Source organism: Saccharospirillum sp. ABV4_185 (assembly GCF_056159245.1).
In genome coordinates this window covers 597,933-617,880 of record NZ_JBSWUW010000001.1, presented here as the reverse complement: position 1 = coordinate 617,880, position 19,948 = coordinate 597,933, and the positions used below count along the sequence as shown (strand labels likewise).

At 56.8% G+C, this 19,948-nt stretch carries 14 protein-coding genes; 9 read left to right on the top strand and 5 right to left on the bottom strand.

Going from position 1 to position 19,948, the window contains the following annotated elements:
• Positions 1 to 102: 102 nt before the first annotated feature.
• Positions 103 to 1,968 (bottom strand): beta-N-acetylhexosaminidase, encoded by a 1,866-nt coding sequence (locus tag ACXAE6_RS02695; RefSeq protein WP_475144131.1) that lies wholly within the window; start codon positions 1,966 to 1,968, stop codon positions 103 to 105.
• Positions 1,969 to 2,128: 160 nt separating this feature from the next.
• Between ACXAE6_RS02695 and ACXAE6_RS02690 the strand changes: the two genes are divergently transcribed.
• The 8 genes from ACXAE6_RS02690 (at position 2,129) to ACXAE6_RS02655 (ending at position 12,829) form a co-directional block, all read left to right on the top strand.
• Positions 2,129 to 3,037: a glucosamine kinase nucleotide-binding domain-containing protein gene (locus tag ACXAE6_RS02690; RefSeq protein ID WP_475144129.1), complete on the top strand. Its 909-nt coding sequence runs from the start codon at positions 2,129 to 2,131 to the stop codon at positions 3,035 to 3,037.
• On the top strand, positions 3,037 to 3,816 hold the full coding sequence (locus tag ACXAE6_RS02685) for a GntR family transcriptional regulator (RefSeq protein WP_392799145.1): 780 nt from the start codon (positions 3,037 to 3,039) through the stop codon (positions 3,814 to 3,816). Before ACXAE6_RS02690 ends, ACXAE6_RS02685 begins: the two co-directional genes overlap by 1 nt.
• 26 nt (positions 3,817 to 3,842) lie before the next feature.
• Positions 3,843 to 4,982 (top strand): N-acetylglucosamine-6-phosphate deacetylase, encoded by a 1,140-nt coding sequence (gene nagA / locus ACXAE6_RS02680; protein ID WP_475144126.1) that lies wholly within the window; start codon positions 3,843 to 3,845, stop codon positions 4,980 to 4,982.
• A gap of 29 nt (positions 4,983 to 5,011) precedes the next feature.
• The gene (gene nagB, locus ACXAE6_RS02675; RefSeq protein ID WP_475144123.1) at positions 5,012 to 5,794 is read left to right on the top strand and encodes a glucosamine-6-phosphate deaminase; all 783 of its coding nucleotides are present in this window, start codon (positions 5,012 to 5,014) and stop codon (positions 5,792 to 5,794) included.
• 52 nt (positions 5,795 to 5,846) lie between these two features.
• Complete coding sequence (locus ACXAE6_RS02670) at positions 5,847 to 6,770, top strand: 2-hydroxyacid dehydrogenase (RefSeq protein WP_475144121.1); 924 nt, start codon at positions 5,847 to 5,849, stop codon at positions 6,768 to 6,770.
• 434 nt (positions 6,771 to 7,204) lie between these two features.
• The gene (locus ACXAE6_RS02665) at positions 7,205 to 8,986 is read left to right on the top strand and encodes an acyl-CoA dehydrogenase C-terminal domain-containing protein (protein ID WP_475144118.1); all 1,782 of its coding nucleotides are present in this window, start codon (positions 7,205 to 7,207) and stop codon (positions 8,984 to 8,986) included.
• 206 nt (positions 8,987 to 9,192) lie between these two features.
• Positions 9,193 to 10,956, top strand: a complete 1,764-nt coding sequence (locus ACXAE6_RS02660; RefSeq protein WP_475144115.1) for an acyl-CoA dehydrogenase C-terminal domain-containing protein — start codon at positions 9,193 to 9,195, stop codon at positions 10,954 to 10,956.
• A 262-nt stretch (positions 10,957 to 11,218) separates the two neighbouring features.
• Positions 11,219 to 12,829 (top strand): methyl-accepting chemotaxis protein, encoded by a 1,611-nt coding sequence (locus ACXAE6_RS02655; protein WP_475144113.1) that lies wholly within the window; start codon positions 11,219 to 11,221, stop codon positions 12,827 to 12,829.
• Here the strand turns inward: ACXAE6_RS02655 and ACXAE6_RS02650 are convergent.
• Complete coding sequence (locus ACXAE6_RS02650; RefSeq protein WP_475144111.1) at positions 12,826 to 14,265, bottom strand: protein adenylyltransferase SelO; 1,440 nt, start codon at positions 14,263 to 14,265, stop codon at positions 12,826 to 12,828. The two genes, ACXAE6_RS02655 and ACXAE6_RS02650, sit on opposite strands and share 4 nt — an antisense overlap.
• Positions 14,266 to 14,645: 380 nt before the next feature.
• On the opposite strand from ACXAE6_RS02650, the gene ACXAE6_RS02645 reads away from it, so the two are divergent.
• Positions 14,646 to 16,967, top strand: a complete 2,322-nt coding sequence (locus ACXAE6_RS02645) for a DNA polymerase II (protein ID WP_475144109.1) — start codon at positions 14,646 to 14,648, stop codon at positions 16,965 to 16,967.
• Here ACXAE6_RS02645 and ACXAE6_RS02640 read toward each other — a convergent pair.
• From ACXAE6_RS02640 to glf, 3 genes are read right to left on the bottom strand one after another with little or no spacing between them, the layout of a single operon-like run.
• Positions 16,964 to 17,884 carry a glycosyltransferase gene (locus tag ACXAE6_RS02640; protein WP_475144106.1) on the bottom strand — a complete coding sequence of 307 codons (921 nt, stop codon included), beginning with the start codon at positions 17,882 to 17,884 and terminating at the stop codon, positions 16,964 to 16,966. The genes ACXAE6_RS02645 and ACXAE6_RS02640 overlap by 4 nt on opposite strands.
• A 4-nt stretch (positions 17,885 to 17,888) precedes the next feature.
• A complete protein-coding gene (locus tag ACXAE6_RS02635; protein ID WP_475144102.1) occupies positions 17,889 to 18,806 on the bottom strand; it encodes a glycosyltransferase family 2 protein in 918 nt (305 codons plus the stop codon).
• Positions 18,803 to 19,945 carry a UDP-galactopyranose mutase gene (gene glf, locus ACXAE6_RS02630; RefSeq protein WP_475144098.1) on the bottom strand — a complete coding sequence of 381 codons (1,143 nt, stop codon included), beginning with the start codon at positions 19,943 to 19,945 and terminating at the stop codon, positions 18,803 to 18,805. Before glf ends, ACXAE6_RS02635 begins: the two co-directional genes overlap by 4 nt.
• Between the last annotated feature and the right edge of the window lie 3 nt (positions 19,946 to 19,948).

Below are 19,948 nucleotides of genomic sequence, written 5' to 3'. Positions count from 1 at the left end.
ATAGTACCAATAATAGGACCAGGCAATACCAAGCAGGCATACTGGCTTCTTTTGCCGACGTTCTCAGCTAACTCGTTGTTTTTCTGTCGTTTTTGCGTCGTTTTACCAACCCAGGGCGGTGTCACGACCCTGAACGCCCAACTGGGCAAGTAATGCCATCCAGTGCCGGGCGCGGGCTTCGAAATCGGTGAAATCACCGTTCTGGTTAGAGCCCCAGGCCACTTCCGCCAGGCCCAGCAAGCGTGGGAACCACATAAATTCGGCTTGTTCGGGGCTGGTGATGACTTCGCTCCACAGGCAGGCCTGAACGCCCTGGATATTCCCGGTGGCGGCGTCGGACAGTCCGGCGCTGGGGTTGTAGTGCCAGACGGTGCTCAGATCGACGGTGCCAGCCCAGTAATAACCCGGGTCTTCCGGCCGATCGCTGACCGCCAGGTCGAAATAGCAGTGCTGCGCGGGTGTCATCACCACCGGATGACCGGCTTCGGCCGCAGCCTGACCCGCCTCGACGCCCTGCCAGGAGAGAATCCAGGTGTTCGCGCTGACGGCATTGCCGGTGCGGATCTCCTCCCAGCCCATAGCGGTTTTGCCATGCGCCTGTACCACCTGTTCCAGCTCGGCCATAAAGACACCGTGCAGATCTTCCGGCTGGCGCTGTTGCTGCTGCGCCCAGCTTTTTGCCGCCGGAGAACCGAGCCAGGCGCCGGCTGGCACTTCGTCTGAACCCAGGTGAAACAGCGGGCCGTCGAAGAGTTCGCACCATTCGTCGATCAGCGTGCGAATCACTGTCTGGGTGGCCTGCAGCGCTGGGTTAATGACGTTGTCGTTATGATGTTGGACGCTGCGATAAACCGATTGATCCTCGGCTTCAACCAGTTCGGGCAGCGCTTTGAGCAGCGCCCGGCAGTGGCCCGGCACATCCATTTCCGGGATCACCGTGATACCCAGCTCCTTGGCGCGCTGAACGGTGGCGCGAATCTCGTCGGCGCTGTAGCAGCCGCCATAAGGCTGGGCGCCGGTGCCCATTTGCGGTGGCAGGGCCTGGTCCGGCCCGCGCCAGGCGGCGATCTGCTCGATCTGTGGATAGGCGGTGCTGGGCACGCGCCAGCCGTCGTCGTCGGTGAGGTGCCAATGAAAGTGATTGATTTGGAACAGCGCGAACAGATCGAACCATTGCTGAATCGGTTCGGCCTCAAAGAAGTGGCGCACCACATCCAGATGCACGCCTCGATAGCTGAATCGCGGCGTACCGGCGAGTTCGGCAGCGGGCAGCGAGCCGGCCAGGGGCCACTGCAGCAGATATTGCATCAGATAGGCCTGACCGGTCTGAAAACCGGTTTCGTCGCGATAAGCCAGGTCGATGCTGGTGCCGGTGATTTGCAGATGAAAGTCGCTGACCAGGTCGGGTTTGTGCTGCTCAGCAATCGTCAAGCCGGTCGCTGAGAGCGTCGGCACTGACGCTGCCTTAAGTCGGCCGTACAGGCGTTGCAGCCAGGCAGAGTTCCAGCGCTCGCCGGCGAAATTCAACGCGGCTGGGCAAGGCAGTAGGCTTGGCTCAAGCTTGAGATGTTCCGGCTGTGGCAGCAGCATCAGCTTGCCTTCCGGCATTGGCTGCACGGGGAAGGTGCTGCGTTCGGCTTCGCCTGGCAGGATAACCTCAGCGCGCTGCTTGCCCGCTTGCAGATAAACCCCATCGGGTCGGTCGGTCAGTTTGCGCAGGCTGCCGGCACCAGCAAAACGGATGCGCAGTGGCTTGGTTCCGTCCCAGGCGCTGTCCAACTGCAGCCGATGCCAGTCGCCCTGGCGCTCGACCAACTGAGCGCCTTCGATACTGGCTGCATCGAGCGGGTGCAGCAGGCTGAAACAGAGTTCCGTCGCGGTGAATTTGGCGGCCTGGGCCGGCCAGTACAGAGTGACTTGGTAGCCCTCGGCGACCGGTCGAATGTCGGCAGTGGCGTTGAGCGTCATTAGTGTTGTCCTCAGTCCGGTTGCTGGCATTGCAAAAGTTAAAGGTATTATATTGGTATTGTTGTGGGTAGTGAAAGGTTGTAATCTACCGATTCAACAGCGACTTCATTTTTTGGGGTCGGCATAAGAATGACACGCGAATACAGGAAGCTTCGATTCGATGACCACGGGAACCTCGTTGCCGACTTTTTATATGGGCATTGATGGTGGTGGCACCGCTTGTCGGGTGCGCCTGACGGACGCCGACGGCCGGGTTCTGGCACAGGCCCGCAGCGGCAGTGCCAATGTGTTTCAAAGCGCTGAGGTGAGTTGGCAATCGATCGATGCTGCCACCACCGAGGTGCTTGTCCAGGCCGGGCTGTCCGCCGAGGCACGCCGGCAGATTGTGGTCGCAGCGGGTTTGGCCGGGTCTGAATTCGCCTCCGCCGCCGAGCAATTTCTGCAGCGTGATCATGGCTTTGCCCACTTCGACTTATTCAACGATGGTCAGATTGCCTGCGTCGGCGCCCATGGTGGTGCCGATGGCACCTTGCTGATCGTCGGTACCGGTATCATCGGTTTTAATTACAGTGGCGGTGACTGGCGCCGTGTCTCGGGCTGGGGTTTTCCGCTCGATGATGCCGCCAGTGGCGCCTGGCTCGGTTTGCAGGCGGTGCGCCGGGCCTTGGCGCAGCGCGATGGTCTGGCGCCAGCCTCTGCATTGACCGAGGCCGTCTGGGCGCGTTTTGAGGGTTCTGACAGTGGTCTTATTGGCTGGGCCCAAAAAGCCCGCTCGGTCGATTATGGTGAGTTGGCGCCCTTAGTCGTGCGTTGCTTTGAACAAGGCGATGCTCATGCCCAGGCCATTGTCGACGAGCAAAGCCAGGTGCTCGATCAGTTACTGGATGCCTTGCAGCAGCCACCGCAACCTTTGGTTGTGCAGGGTGGTTTAGCTGACTTTGTATCGGCGCGTCTGGCGGCGCGGCATCGCGAGCGTTTGCGTGAACCCCAGGGTGATGCGCTTGATGGTGCTTTGCGCCTGGCTCGACGTTCGAACCCGTTTTCGCAACGACAAGGGAGTGCTCGCTGATGTCATCCATACCGGTACGTGGCGATCGGGAACTGATCGCCTTTCTGACTCCGGATCCGAATCAGGCCGGCTCGCTCTATACCCAGTTAGCGCGCTCCTTGAGTCAGGCCATTCATGAAGGTCTGCTCAAGGACGGTGATTATTTGTTGCCGCAACGCGAACTGGCCGAAGCGCTTGGCGTGTCGCGCGTAACTGTGCGCAAGGCAATTGAAACATTGGTCAGCGAAGGTCTGCTGCGCCAGCGCCAGGGCGCCGGCACCGTGGTCACTTCCGGTGGTAAGCAATCGATTCACAAGAACCTGTCGGTGCTCAACAGCTTTACCGAAGACATGGCCATGCGTGGTATGCGGCCCTCGTCGCGCTGGGTCAGCCGGCAGACGTTGCAGTCGTCACCGCGTGAGGCGATGGCGTTGAATCTGTCACCCGGTGCGCGCATCGGTCGTTTTACCCGCGTGCGTTTTGCCAGCGAAACGCCGATGGCCTATGAGATTGCAACGGTGCCGACCAGCATCATCGGCGACGCCGAAAAAGTCGGCGATTCGCTGTATCAGGCACTCGATAGGGTCCGCGCCCGGCCGGTGCGCGCCCTGCAAACCATGACCGCGCACAACGCCGACGCCGAGGTGGCGCGCTATCTGAAAATCGCTCCGGGTGACGCGGTGCTGTACATCGAGCGCCAGGGCTTTGATGCCAACAACCGGCCGGTGGAATTTACCCGGTCCTGGTATCGCGGCGACATCTATGACTTTGTGACCGAACTGTCGGTCAGTACTGATTAAACGCCAGCCGGCGGAAGGACATCCTTATGCACACTGCCTTGATTGCCCCCAGTCTCTTCGATGGCGTCACGCGCCACGGCCCGTCGGCGCTGCTGATTGAGGGTGAGACAGTGCGCGGGCGCGTGGCGGTGTCTGAGGTTCCTTCGCACTATCAGCGTGAAGAACTGAGCCATGGCGTTGTGACGCCAGGCCTGCTCGATTTGCAGGTCAATGGCGGTGGCGGTGTGCTGTTTAATAATCAGCCCGATGCCGAAGCCCTGGCAGCCATGGCGGAAGGTCATGCCAGTGCCGGTGTCGCACGCATTCTGGCAACGCTGATCAGTGACCGCCTGGCGGTGACTGAAGCCGGCGTTGCCGCGGCGGTCGAGGCCGCCAAGGATCCGCATTCGGGCATTCTCGGCGTGCACGTTGAAGGCCCTTTTTTCAGCCAGGAACGCAATGGCGTGCACCATCCCAACTGGCTGCGCCGACTCGATGACGCCGACTGGGCCTGGCTGGAACAGGCTGCCAAGGTGCCGGCCATCATCACTGTAGCGCCCGAGCAAATCGACCCGATCGATATTCAACGCATGGTGGCGCTCGGTTTGCGCGTCAGCGCTGGTCATACCAATGCGCTGCACGATGAAGTGCGCCGCGCCCTCGATGCCGGGCTGTCGGGTTTTACGCATCTGTATAACGCCATGCGACCGATGACCGGCCGCGAACCGGGCGTGGTCGGCACGGCGCTGGCGGATCAACACAGCTGGTGCGGCATCATCGCCGATGGCATTCATGTCCACCCGACTTCGGTGCAACTGGCTCTGCACGCCAAACCGCGCGGCAAGCTCTATCTGGTGTCCGATGCGATGGCGACGCTCGGTGCGCAAAGCAAGACCTTCGAGCTTTACGGCGAACAGATTCATGAAGAAAACGGCCGTCTGGTTAATGCCGCCGGTCGTTTGGCGGGCAGCGCCATTTCGCTGGTCGATGCGGTGCGTTATTGCGTGCGCACCCTGAAACTATCGCTCGACGAAGCGGTCGCCATGGCGAGTCGTTATCCGGCCGAATACCTGGGCATCGATGAGCGCTTTGGCAGCTTGCGCGAAGGCCGGGTCGCCGACGTCAGCTGGTTCGATGACGATCTCAAGGTCCAGGGACTTTGGCGCGCCGGTAAACGGCTGTACTGATTCAATAGCGCACGGAATTCGACGCTCTTATGCAGATTGTTATCCTCGATACGCCCGAAGCGGTCGCCCAGTATGGCGCCGATCAATTCGTTGCCCGTTTGCAGAAAAAACCGCAGTCCGTCCTGGGCTTGGCAACCGGTTCTACACCGATTGCGCTGTACCGCGAACTGATTCGCCGTTACCAGAATGGCGAGGTCAGTTTTGCTCAGGCGCGTTCGTTTAATCTCGACGAATATCTGGGTTTGAGTGGCGAGCATCCGCAAAGTTATCGCCACTTTATGAACCGTGAATTGTTCAGCCAGATCGACATCGACCCGGCCAATACCCAGGTACCCGATGGTGCTGCCAAAGATCCGCTGGCCGCCTGCGAAGCATACGAAAAAGCGATCAAAGACGCTGGCGGCATCGACCTGCAACTGCTCGGCATTGGCCGTAACGGCCATATCGGGTTTAACGAACCCAGCTCCAGCCTGGCCTCACGCACTCGCGTAAAAACCCTGACGCCGGATACCGTCGAAGCCAATAAACGCTTTTTTAAAGCGGATGAATTCCAACCCAACCTCGCCATCACCATGGGCATCGGCACCATCATGGAAGCACGGCATATCTTGTTGCTGGCAACCGGTGAAGCCAAGGCAGATGCCATTCGCGAAGCCGTCGAAGGCCCGGTGGCGGCACGCTGCCCAGCCTCCATTTTGCAGATGCATCCACGCGCAACGCTGGTGCTCGATCGCGCTGCGGCTAAAGGCCTGAAAGACGTCGATTTCTACGAATATATCGAACGTGAAAACCAGCGTTTGCTGGGCGGCTGAGCACCGCTTCGCTGTGATAAAGTGAGGCTTCACTTCGTACCTTGGTTTGTCCATGTCTGTTCTTGTTCTGATGAGCGGCTCCGAAAGCCGTCTCGATGCCATCGCCCAGGATTTCGCTGACCAGGGGTTTAATGAACCGGTCTGGACCGCAGCCGATGCGTTTGATTCGGCAGCGGTGGAAATGATCGTCGCCTGGAAGCCCGACATGCTCGATTGGTCGACCTTTAATAAGCCGTTGGTGCAAAGCTTTGGCGCCGGCGTTGATCATCTGCTCAGCGCGGGTTTGCCGACCGACTGGCCGGTGGCGCGTTTTATGAGCCAGAGCCTGAAGGACCGGATGGCGCGTTACGTCGGCGCGCAACTCAATAACTGGCAGCTCGATATGCCGCGCCTGCTTCGCGCCGAAGATGCGCGCCAGTGGGCCTGGCACGACGGCACCTATGGCGAGCGCGTGCTGGTGCTGGGTATGGGCGAACTCGGTCAGACCGTGGCTCGGGCGTTATTGGCTCAGGGTTATGCGGTCGATGGCTGGAGTCGCTCCGGCCGTACCATAGAGGGTGTGCAAGCGCTGACTGGGGACGCCGGTTTAAGCGAGGGGCTGGCGCGTTGTGATTATCTGATTAATCTGCTGCCTTTAACCGAAGCCACCCGCGGCTTTTTAAACGCCGACCTGTTTCGGCGTTGTCAGCAAAAACCGGTGGTGATGAACGTCGGCCGTGGCGGCAGTCTGGTCGATGCCGACTTGCTAACGGCGATTGATAACGGCCAGCTCAGTGGTGCCATCCTTGATGTCTTTAACACCGAACCCTTACCGGCCGACCACGACTTCTGGTCGCATCCGCTGGTGCGGGTCACGCCTCATATCGCCTCGACCAGTGAGCCTTCTGAAGTGATAGCGCTCGCCACTGAGAACCTGAAAAGGCATCGCGCCGGCGAAACGCCGTTGTTTCCGGTGGATTTGTCTAGAGAGTACTGACACCGAAGAGGTTGGTCGTTTCAGTGCCGCCAGGGCCCAAACTGGGCTTCAAACCGGCACGCTGCAAGTACATCCCTGTACGCTCGACGGTCGCCCTCCATGGCGACCGACGGCCGGTTTGAAGCCCAGTTTGGGCCCTGGCTCCGTTCGTGCTGAGCGTGAATGTCATCATCCATTACTTTCCCAATGAATCACGGGGCCTTCACCCCAGCAGCTGACTTTGCTCATTTACTCCGTCATTCCGCCTTCTAATCTTTCCCACCAGGCACCAATCCCAACTTGGTCTAGGCTACCTGTGAATCTGGTGAGCCAGCGCTTGACACCGTGTTAAGCCGAACGTATGTTTCAAACGCTCGTTTGAACCCCTTTCCGACCTGCTGCTGCCGCAGTCGGTCTGGCCGATACCGGCCCTGTTATCGATTAGAGGTGACACCATGCCAGAATACAAAGCGCCCTTGCGTGATATGCAATTCGTGCTGCACGAAGTGCTCGACAGTGAAGCTCATTACGAGGCCATCGGTGCTGAAGACGCCAGTCGCGATATGGTCGACGCCATCATGGGCGAAGCCGCCAAATTCTGTGAAGAAGTGCTGGCGCCGTTGAATCAGGTTGGCGATAAAGAAGGCTGCACCTGGAAGGATGGTGTGGTGACTACGCCGACCGGCTTTAAAGAAGCCTATCAACAGTGGACTGAAAACGGCTGGCCGTCACTGTCGAACCCGGTGGAATATGGCGGTCAGGGTATGCCGGATTCCATCGGCAATATGGTTTCCGAGATGGTCTCCACTGCGAACTGGGCCTGGGGCATGTATCCGGGTTTGTCGCACGGTGCGATGAACACCTTGGAACTGCACGGCACGGATGAGCAGAAAGACACCTATTTGACCAAGCTGGTGTCCGGCGAATGGACCGGCACCATGTGTCTGACCGAACCGCATTGCGGCTCCGACCTGGGTACGCTGAAATCCAAAGCCGAACCCCAAGCCGACGGCAGCTACGCGATTTCCGGTACCAAGATTTTCATCTCCGCCGGTGAGCACGACATGGTCGATAACATCGTCCATATCGTCCTGGCCCGCCTGCCCGATGCGCCGGAAGGCACCAAAGGCATTTCGCTGTTCATCGTCCCTAAGGTTCTGCCGGACGGTACTCGCAACGAAGTTCAGTGTGGCTCCATCGAGCACAAGATGGGCATTCACGGTAACGCCACCTGTGTGATGAACTTCGATGCCGCCAAAGGCTTTTTGATCGGCCCGCCGAACCAGGGCCTGAAGTGCATGTTCACCTTTATGAACTTTGCTCGTCTGGGCACCGCCATGCAGGGCGTGGCTTCGGCTGAATTGTCGTTCCAGGGCGCACTGGCATACGCCAAAGATCGTCTGGCGATGCGCAGTCTGTCTGGCCCGAAAGCGCCGGAAAAAGCGGCTGATCCAATCATCGTGCATCCGGATGTGCGTCGTATGCTGCTGACCCAGAAAGCCTTCGCCGAAGGCGGCCGTGCCATGCTGATGCACGCCAGCCAACTGGTCGACACCGTTAAGCGCAGCCAGGATGAAGACGCCCGCAAAGACGCCGACGATTTGCTCAGCTTCTTAACACCAATCGCCAAAGCCTTCCTGACCGAAGTCGGCACCGAAGCCGCCAACCATGGTGTGCAGGTATTCGGTGGTCATGGCTATATTCAGGAATGGGGCATGGAGCAGATCGTGCGCGATAACCGCATTGCCCAGCTCTATGAAGGCACCACCGGCATTCAGGCGCTCGACCTGCTGGGTCGTAAAGTGTTGATGAGCCAGGGCGAGATGCTGAAGAGATTCACCAAGATCGTGCACAAGTTCTGCAAAGCAAGCTCCGCTAAAGGCGCGCTGAAACCCATCGTTGCTCGCTTGGCGGAAGCCAATAAAGAGTGGGGCGACATGACCATGAAACTGGGCATGAAGGCGATGAAGAACCGCGAAGAAGTCGGCGGTGCAGCGGTCGATTACCTGATGTATTCCGGCTATATCACCCTCGGTTACTACTGGGCGCTGATGGCGGAAAAAGCTCAGCAGGCAATTGATGCCGGCAGCAGCGAAGTGGATTTCTACAACGCCAAGATCAAGACCGCGACCTTCTACTTCGAGCGCATCCTGCCGCGCATCGAAAGCCACAAGCAGGCGATGCTGGCCGGTGTTGATAGCATGATGGATCTGGACGAGGCGCATTTCGCGTTCTGATTGTCTGCTGTTCTGGTAAATCGTGGTAAAGGGCCGGTCCGTGCCAGCGGGCCGCCTTATCCGGGGTCGCTGTGAATACGTCCCTGTACGCTAGGCGGCGGCCGTCCATGGCCGCCGACTCCCCTGGATAAGGCAACCCGCCGTCCCGGACCTCCTGTTGTGCTCTGCGCTGTTAACCAAAATCCAAATAACAAAGGTTCATCACCATGGCGGAATACAAAGCACCCATTCAAGACATGCAGTTCGTGTTGAATGATGTCTTCAAGGCCGACGAACTTTGGGCCAGCATGCCGCATACCGCTGAAGTCACGCCCGATCTGGTGTCGGCCATTCTCGAAGAAGGCGCCAGGCTGTGCGAGAACGAGCTGTTCCCGATCAACCGCAGCGGCGATGAAGAAGGCTGCACCTGGAACGATGGCGAAGTGACTACGCCGACCGGTTTCAAAGACGCCTACCAAACCTACGCCGAAAGTGGCTGGGTGGGCCTGGGTGGCGATCCGGAATTCGGCGGTCAGGGCATGCCCAAGATGTTAACGGTGATGTTCGAAGAGATGGTCTATGCCGCCAACACCTCCTTCGCGCTTTACCCGGTGTTGAGTGCTGGTGCGAGTCTGTGTCTGCTGCGCCACGCCAGCGATGAACTGAAACAAACCTATTTGCCACCGCTGTACGAAGGTCGTTGGAGCGGTTCCATGTGCCTGACCGAACCGCATTGCGGCACCGACCTGGGCATCATGAAAAGCAAAGCCGTGCCCAACGACGATGGCAGCTACAACATCACCGGCACCAAGATTTTTATCACCGGTGGTGAGCACGATTTGACCGAGAACATCATTCACCTGGTGCTTGCCAAACTGCCCGATGCACCAGCCGGATCCAAAGGCATTTCACTCTTTGTGGTGCCCAAGTTTCTGGTTAATGACGATGGCTCTGTCGGTGAACGTAACGCTCTGGCCTGTGGTTCCATCGAGCACAAGATGGGCATTAAAGGGTCTGCCACCTGCGTGATGAATTTCGATGGCGCTCAGGGCTGGCTGGTCGGCGAAGCCAACAAAGGCCTGGCGGCCATGTTCACCATGATGAACTACGAGCGACTGTCGATCGGCTTGCAGGGCGTCGGCCTCGGTGAAGTGTCATATCAATCCGCCGTGGCTTACGCCAAAGACCGTATTCAAAGTCGCGCGCCTGCCGGTGCTGTGCAGCCAGATGCAGCGGCCGATCCGATCATCGTGCATCCGGATGTGCGTCGCATGTTGCTCACCCAACGTGCTTATAACGAAGGCGGTCGTGCGTTTGCGGCCTATGTTGGCATGTGGCTCGATATCGCCAAGGGACATCCGGATGAAGCCGAACGTAAAAAGGCCGAAGGCCTGGTCGCTTTGCTGACGCCTGTTGCCAAAGCCTACTTCACCGATCGCGGTTTGGACGCGACGATTCTCGGTCAGCAGGTGTTCGGTGGTCACGGTTATATTCGCGAATGGGGCATGGAGCAATTCGTGCGCGACGCGCGTATCGCGCAGATTTACGAAGGTACCAATGGCATTCAGGCGCTCGATTTAGCCGGACGAAAAGTCGCCGTAAATGGTGGGCACTGGTTTGAATTATTCCGCGCCGAAATCCAAACAGTGATCGACGATTTGGATGACGCCAGCCTGGCCGAAGCACTGGCAAAGGCACTGCAAAAACTCAGTGCTGCCACTGTCTTTTTACTGGATGCTGCAGCTAAAGATGCCAACGCCGTCGGCGCTGCCAGTTGCGATTATCTGAACCTCTTTGGCCTCACTGCTTACGCTCTGATGTGGTCGAAGATGGCTCAGGCCGCAGCTGGCAAGGACGACGACTTCCACCGTGCCAAGCGTGCCACGGCGGCGTTTTTTATGCAGCGACTGCTGCCCGAAACTGATGCTTACTATGCCAAGGTCATCGCCGGCAGTGAGACGCTGATGTCGCCTTCGGCTGAGTTGTTTTAAGTAACGATTCTCATCCACTGATCGCTGATCAATAAAAACCGACACTCTGTGACAGGGTGTCAGTTTTTTTTGCATTTTCTCCGACGCTTTTTCAAAGCTTGGCTAAACTTCATTGAATATAGGCAATCGCTAATGTAATTCCGTGGTCAGCCGACCACGTGATAGCGCATAACCGCAAGGGAAAGACGTTTCGACTTAAACAAAGAAAGGAATCAAGTCATGGCGATACCAGCATGTGTGACTTCAGTGTGAGGAACGGAATATGAAGTTTGTTAAAAATTGGTCGATCAAGAATAAGATTCGTGTGCCCCTGGTTATGGTCGGTGCCTTTTTATTGTGGATGTCCTGGTCGTCCTATGAGGCCACATCATCGGTTGGCGAGCAGGTTCACGACTTTGATGTTGAGTATCTGCCATCCATTTCGCTGGTGCTGAACGCTGATAGGGACCTCTATCAAAGCCTGCTTGCACTGCGCGAAATTTTGGATCGACGTCAGACGTTAAGTGCCTCACGCCTTGAAGAGCTGAATCAGGAACGCTTGGAAAACCACCAACAGACATTGGATCGTGGTTTGGAAGCGATCGAGCGTATGGGCACTAATATTGCTGCGGGCCACGCCGAAGATTTTGTGCAGAAAATGGACGCTTGGTTGCAGCATTCCAATGCACTGGTGGCCGGTCAGGTTCAGGTTGAAAATATGGAGCTGTTCGAATCCCCTCGAACTCTGCTCGACAACCTCGGTGCGCGGGTGGACGAATTAGCCGGCGAATCATCAACCCTGGCCAGTTCCATTGTTAACCGTCAAATCATTGCCCAGTTGGTGCAGCTGGCGATTCTGGTTGTCATCTTCGCCGCTGCGGGTTTTCTTGCTCCTTACTTCCTGGTTAAACCGATCGAAGTACTGCGCGATCGCATGCGCGATATTGGTCAGGGCGAAGGCGATCTAACCGCGCGCCTGGCGGTGGAAAGCAAAGATGAACTGGGCCAGGTTGCCGGTGCCTTTAACGGCGTTATTGAAAAATTGCAGAAGTCGATCACGGTTGTGAAGCAGGTAAATTTCCATCTGGAACAAAGTACTGAATCATTGCGTGAAGCGGCCGGCAACAACATCCGCATGGCCGATCAACAACACGAAACGGTCGATCAGGTGGTAACCGCTGTTGAAGAAATGCACGGCGCAGCGCGTGAAATTGCCTCCAACTCCAACAACGGTGCCGATGCTGCCACCGAAGCCAACCAATCTGTGGAAACCGGTGTGCGGGTATCGCGTGAGTCGAACAAGCGCGTAGCGCAATTGTCTGAACGCCTCAATCGTTCGTCCGAGGCCGTTGGTCGTTTGGCCGACGAAGCCGTGAACATTGGTACGGTGCTGGATGTGATTCGCGGCATCGCCGAGCAGACCAACCTGCTGGCATTGAACGCGGCCATCGAAGCGGCGCGTGCCGGTGAACAGGGCCGTGGCTTTGCGGTGGTGGCCGACGAAGTGCGCGCCCTGGCGAGTAAAACTCAGCAATCGACCGAAGACATTCAGGGCCGTATCGAAACCTTGCAAGGCGGTGTCGATGAAGCGGTTAACGCAATGAAGAGCGGTATTGAAATGCTGGATGCAACCGTCGGTGACGTGGCCAGCGCCGCTGAATCCTTCGAGACCATTCAGGGTGCTATCACTCGCATCACTGATATGTCGATGCAGATTGCTACGGCGACTGAAGAGCAGACTCACGTCGTCGAAGAGATCAACAAGAACCTGCAGTTGATCTCGGAGTTCTCCAGCGAAGGTACCGAGCAGTCACGCGGCCTGAGCGATCTGGCCGAAAAACTCAAAGGCCATACCGATGAACTGACCTCGGTCGTCGGCAGTTTCCGGGTTTAACTGCTGCAACTGAGCGGCGCTGCCTGATAATCCACAGGCGGCGTTTCGCTCCAGCGAGTCCATTGCTCACGTCGCTCAAATGGCGATTGCAATGCCGCCAGATAGTCGTTCAGGGAAGCATAGCTTCCCTTTTTTGCGTCTTCGATAACCGTCTGCGCCAGGTGAGTGCGTAACACCGAAACCGGATTGCGGGCCTGGGCCAGCGTCATGCCCTGATTGTCTTCCTGACGCCGTCGTTCGGCCAAAGCGCTGCGCCAACGCTGAAAGCCCGGTCGGTCGATAAAGTCATTATCCAGCTGTGCCCAATCATCCGGTTGGTAATCAGCGAGCGCTCTGAAGCTGTGATGATAGTCGCGACCTTCGCTGGCCAGAATATGCATCCAATCGCTGATCAGCTTTTGGTCATTGTCTGTCACTTGTGCGAGGCCGAGTCGTTCGCCCATCAACTTTAGAAAGTGGTCGTTGTAAGTATTGGCATAGCGATTCAATCCCGCTTTCAAGTCGTTCGAACTGACTTGTGATGACAACGCCTGCGCCAGACATTGCAGATTCCAGAAGGCGACTTCCGGCTGACGATGAAACGCATAGCGGCCCTGAGCGTCGGTGTGATTGCAGATAAAGTCCGGGATGGTGGCATCGAGAAAAGCGTAAGGGCCGTAGTCGAAGGTTTCGCCAAGGATGCTCATGTTGTCGGTGTTCATCACTCCATGGCAAAAACCGTAGGCCATCCAATGAGCGATCAGTCGGGCGGTTCGTTCAACCACTTCATTAAAAAACTCAGCGGCGTTACTGCACTGCGGGAAATGATGAGTCAGGCAGTGCTCGACCAGCTTGGCAACCTGCTCCGGCTGATTGCTGTAGGCAAACCACTCGAAGTGTCCGAAACGAATATGGCTGGGTGATACCCGGGTCAGCATGGCGGCGGTTTCCCGCTGCTCGCGCTGCACGGGCTCGTCCGAACCGATCAAAGCCAGGGCTCGGGTGGTGGGAATGCCCAGCGCATGCATGGCTTCGCTGGCAAGCAATTCGCGGATGGATGAACGCAAGACGGCGCGGCCATCGCCGAAGCGACTGAAGGGCGTTTTGCCAGCGCCTTTAAGATGGAACTCCCAGGCACGCCCATCCGCATCGGACCATTCGCCGAGCAATAAACCCCGGCCATCGCCCAAATCCGGATTCCAGACGCCAAACTGATGACCGCCGTATTTCTCGGCCAGGGGGTCGGTTCCGGCGAACAAGCCTGCACCAGAAAACGCCTTTAAGGCGTCGGCATCCGGTTCGATCGGCAGATTCAGTTGTTCGGCCAAAGCGGCATTCCAACACACCCAATGTGGGTTCGAGACCGGCGTTGGAATCACCCGTTCAAAGGTGCCGGGCAGTTCACGTGGATAGCGGCTGTCGAAGGCGGGAGCGGATTCGGAGTTGGGCCGGGACATGATGACGTCGCTGAACAGGATGTTCTCCCAACATGGGTGGCGGCGAGGCTGATCTCAATGGTTGTTGCAAGAAGGGCTGAAAAGTAGCAAGAGGGGTAAGGAAGGAGTGGCCTACCGTGGCCGGCTCAGCTGCCCACTGAGTGTTCCGTCGGTTGTCCAGATAACCGGGTATAAGTGGTATCACGTCCTGTAGAGAGCGCAGTCCGGCGCTCGCGGTTCGTCCTAAACCTGGCGCTAGTATCGGCGGCACGGCGGTTTTGCTATAGCCGTGTTTACAGACAACCTTTGTAAGAGATCTCCTACAAAGCATGCTTGCCAACCCGCCGTTTGCCGAGCAAAACCGATACAATGCGCACTCGCTATCGACCTGAACGAACTCTATGACTGTCGCCGAATCCACCACCGCCTTTGTGTTGAGTCGCCACTGGAGCGAAGTCGACCAGGGATTGCAGCTGCGTTACTGGCTCAAAACCGAAGCGGGCATTGAATGCTGGACACTCGACGGTTTTGAGTCGGTCTGTTTCATCCCCGATGCGCAGCTCGATGCCTGGCAGCGAGTGTGGAGCCAGTTGGATGCCAAGGTCCGGCTCGGTGACGCTGGCAGGCTTAAGTCATTGGACGGTGAGCCGGTGCTGGCTGTCTATACCAAGACCTTTTCTGAACAACGCCGCTGGGTGCGGCGCGGTCGTGATCAGCAATTGCGCGCCTGGGAAGACGACATCCAGCCGGCCGATCGGTTTTTAATGGAGCGGTTGATTACCGCTGGTCTGGAACGTCGTGGCGATCGTGCCCGTCCGGCCGAATTTAAACCCAATTTATCGGTGGTCTCGTTGGATATCGAAACCGCCTGGTTTGTGCCCGGTCGCTGTCCGGATCTGTACAGCATTGCCGTGGTTGCGGCCGATGCCAGTGCCGTCTGGGTGGTCGATCGCGGTCAAGGCAAAACCGATTCGTGGCCCGATGATTTTCATTGGGTGGCCAGCGAAGCCGACTGTCTGCGTGCCTTTATCGACTGGATGCAGGCTTACGATCCGGATGTATTGGTGGGCTGGAGCGTGGTCGATTTCGACCTCAGCGTTTTGCAGCAACACGCCGATCGGCTGGGTATCGAAATGAACCTGGGTCGGGCGCAGACGCCGGTGCATTGGTTCTCGACCGGAGGCAACCGCCAGCGCATCGAAATTGAAGGCCGGCAGGTGGTTGATGGCCCCGGCACGCTGCGTTCGGCGGCCTGGTATCTGGAAAGTTTTTCGCTGGAATTCGTGGCGCAAAGTCTGTTGGGACGCGGCAAGGCGATTGAAGACAGCGACGATCGCGTCGGTGAAATTGAACGGCTGTATCGCGATGCGCCGATCGACCTCTACACCTATAACCGTGAAGACGCCCAACTGGTGCTCGATATTTTCGACACCGCCGGCCTGTGGCATTTCTTAATCGAGCGCGCCGAACTGACGGGTCTCACCCTGGATAAAATTGGTGGCAGCGCTGCCGCCTTCAGCCATGTGTATTTACCTCGGCTGCATCGTGCCGGTCGCGTGGCGCCCTCGGTTGGTGAACAGTCACTCACCGATGCCAGCCCGGGTGGCTTTGTGATGGACAGTCGGCCCGGTCTTTATGACGACGTTCTGGTGCTCGATTTTAAAAGTCTGTACCCCAGTATTATTCGTACCTTCTTGATTGATCCGCTTGGACTGCATCGCGGCCTGGAAAGTGACGAAGCCGACACCGTGGCTGGTTTTCTGGAGGCGCGCTATCACCGTACCGATCATCTGTTGCCCGGTATTATCGACCATCTGTGGGCGGCCAGGGATGTCGCCAAGGCTGCGAATAATGCCTCCATGTCGCAAGCCATTAAGATTCTGATGAACTCCTTTTACGGCGTGCTCGGCAGTCCGCAGTGTCGGTTTTTTGATCCGCGCCTGGCAAGCTCCATTACCAAGCGCGGCCACTGGATTTTGAATCGCAGCCGCGACTTTATCGAGGCACGCGGCTACAGCGTAATCTATGGCGATACCGATTCGGTTTTCGTCTGGGCCGCCGGCCATAACGACCCGGAAGCTCTGGGCCGCGAACTGGCCAGCGATCTTAACGACTGGTGGCGCGAACAACTGCGTACTGATTTTCAGCTCGAATGCCATCTGGAAATGGAATTCGAAACGCATTATCGCCGCTTTTTAATGCCGACCATTCGTGGCCTGGATACCGGTTCCAAAAAACGTTACGCCGGTTTGATCGAACAACAGGATGAACAAAAACTGGTGTTTAAAGGGCTGGAAGCGGTGCGCTCGGATTGGACGCCCCTGGCCAAGCAATTTCAGGAAGAACTCTATCGGCGGGTGTTTCTGGGTCGGGATTATCGCGGCTTTGTGCGTCAGGAAGTCGCAGCGCTCAAGGCCGGTGAGCGCGATGATCGTCTGATCTACCGGCGCCGCCTGCGGCGCTCTCTGGACAGCTATGAAAAACAAAAACCACCGCACGTTCAGGCCGCCTTGAAGCGACGCGCCGAGCAACCCAGCTGGCATGGTCGTGAAATCCGTTATCTGATGACCATCAATGGCGTAGAACCGGATCCTTTTATCCGCTCAGCGATTGATTACCAGCACTATATCGAACGCCAGTTGGAACCCATTGCCGATGGCATTCTACACTTTGTCGGCACCAGCTTTACTGAGTTGGTCGATGAACAGTTGAGTCTGTTTTAGTCGTTACAGAACGACGCTTCGATACGGCTTTGTCTGGGCCGGGAGCTCATCTTGCAGGCGTCGAACAAAGCCCGCCAAATAATCGGTAATTCCCGGTAACCATTGAGCGTGAAAGGCTTAACGAACGTCGCGGCCAGTACCAGTAATAAGGGTTTATTGCGTACCGCCCAGTTGTTGCCATAAATGAAATGGATATAGAAAAAATTACGGTAGATATAGCCGCTTTTCCAGTTCAGTTCAGTGACATCCACCATGTCCAGTTGACGTCGTAAGATGGCTTTATTGGCGAGCTTAATTTGATGGCCGGCACGGCGAATGCGCAGGCTGTAATCGACGTCATCGAGAAAAATAAAATACCTTGGGTCGGGCCAGCCAACCGCTTTGACGACGTCACGATGAATGAACAAACCTTCGAAAGTGGCGAAGGCGAGCGATAGACTTTCCGGCACCGAGTCTGAGTTGAGGTACAAATCTTCAATGCTGTCGCGGCGCGGGTTGGCGATCCACCAACGTTCCAGGTCGTAATTCAGGCCGGCGCGTTCGACCAGTTGGCCGTTTCTGTCCTCGCGCAGACAGGCCATGACCGGGTCATTCTGTGCCAGCAATTGCGCCAGACAATCGGCCTTGGGCACAACATCATCGTCCATCAGCCACAGCTGATCGGCACCGTCACGATAGGCCGCCTCAACGCCAATGGAGAAACCACCGGCGCCGCCCAGGTTGTCGATCATCGACAGGTGATGCAGACGTAATGGTCCGCGATAACTCTCGAGAAATTCCGTTGTGCCATCGGTGCTGGCGTTATTGACGACATAGACGTCATCGACGTGTCGCGTTTGCATGGCTAATGCATCCAGCGTGTCCTGTAACAGCGACAAGCGATTAAAGGTGACCAGCACGACAGCTACTTCAGTCATAGAATTAACGTCCAATATAGTGAGTATGTCGGGTGAAATTGCCGCGCCAGCTGTCAAATAATCCGCGCAATACCAAGGCCAGATTTCTGGGGCTGGGTCGGGTCAGGCTGTAGAACCAGAGTTGTTTGGCGACAAACAAAAAAGCATTCATCCAGCCGTGGTAACGACGGGCGTTGGCAAAGCCGTTACGGCTTTGGCAATAGATTTTTATCTGGCTTCGACCGTCGTTGAAATGCAGTCTTCCGAACAGCATTTTCTCACCGACGCCACCTTGGTAAGGGTGAAAAAATGGCACTTCACTGAGAGTGGCAATTCGGGCGCCGGCCGCCTGAGCGCGCAAGCGGTATTCGATGTCATCGCCCCAGATAAAAAATTCCCGCCGTGGCAGGCCGATTTTCTGCACCAGCTGGCGTTTCAATAACACCCCGTTAAAAGGAATCAGCACATCGGGCAGCACACCATCGCTGGCGCGTTGGCTGGCTTCGTTCCAATGCTGTAATGATTGAAGTTCTCCGGCCAGACGAATCGGAAAACTCAGCTGCTGTGTTTCGTCTATAACCAAGGGGCCATAAAAATCGAACGCTTGGTAGTAGCGAAGCAATTGTTCAAGGCAGTTTTCAGGTGGGTAGCCATCATCGTCCATCAGCCAGATGGCATCAGCTGACTGAGACAGGGCGGCCTGAATGCCACGATAAAATCCGCCGGCGCCGCCGGTGTTAGTGGCCTGGCGAAGGTAGTGGCTGTTTGGCTCATCCAGCCAGCCGGCCTGTTGCAATGCCTCGGTGGTGCCGTCCGTGCTGGCGTTGTCGATGATGACAATGCTGTCTAAAGGTCGGCTTTGCCGGCGAATATGACGCAGGCAATTCAACAACGCATCCTTGCGGTTGAAGGTCACCACAACAGCACAGATACGCAGCGTCATTGGTGATAAAAAGTTTGCAATGGCTGGTGCTTGGCCAGCGCTTCAATAACCCGGTCAGACACTTCCAGTGCTTCGCGCACTGTTACGTCCATATCAAGGTATCGATAGGTGCCAAGACGGCCGACAAAGGTCACGCCGGTTTCGGCACTGGCCGCCAACAGATAGTCATTGAGCATTTGTTTATCGGTCGCCATGCGCTTGGGGTAATAAGGCACATCGTCAGGCCCGCACTCGCGGCTGTATTCGCGATAGCAAAGGGTGTCCTCATGGTTTTCCCAGGGGCTGAAATGTTTGTGCTCGGTGATGCGGGTGTAGGGGTATTCGGCATCGCAATAATTGACGACGGCGTTGCCTTGATAGTCACCTTGAGCAGTGATTTTTTCGAAATCCAGAGTGCGATATCCCAGCCGCCCGAGGCGATGATCAAACCAGGCGTCGAGAGGCCCCGACCAGAAGACGTGATCGACATCCTGCGCCATAGCCGGTTCGAAATCGGTGTTAAGGCTGACGCTGATATTGGCGTGATCAAGCAGGTTGGCCACCAGTTGGGTGTAGCCCTCAGCCGGCATGCCCTGATAACGATGGTTGAAATAATTGTCATCGTAATTAAAGCGAACCGGCAGACGTTTCAGAATACTGGCAGGGAGTTCGCTGGGTTCACAGCCCCATTGTTTCTTGGTGTAGCCATAGAAAAAGGCCTGATACAGATCGCGGCCGATAAACGTCAATGCCTGCTGTTCAAAGTTGGCAGGCTGATCAATGCGACGATCGCTCTGCTCGGCAATAAAGTCTTTGGCTTGTTGCGGATTGAAACTCTGGCCAAAAAACTGATTGATGGTATGCAGATTAATGGGCAGTGAATAAACCTGGTTGTTACTGACTGCTTTAACGCGGTTTACATAAGGTTTGAATTCCGCAAAGCGGTTGACGTAATCCCAGGTGCGTTGATCATCGGTATGGAAAATATGTGGCCCGTATTTATGCACCATGATGCCGCTTTGTTGGTCGCGTTCGGTATGGCAATTACCGGCCAGATGGTCACGTCGTTCAACGATGCTGATGCGATGTCCGGCCTGCGCCAGTTGTCGTCCGATGACCGCATTGGAAAAGCCGGCACCTACCATCAGAAAATGTTTCATTGA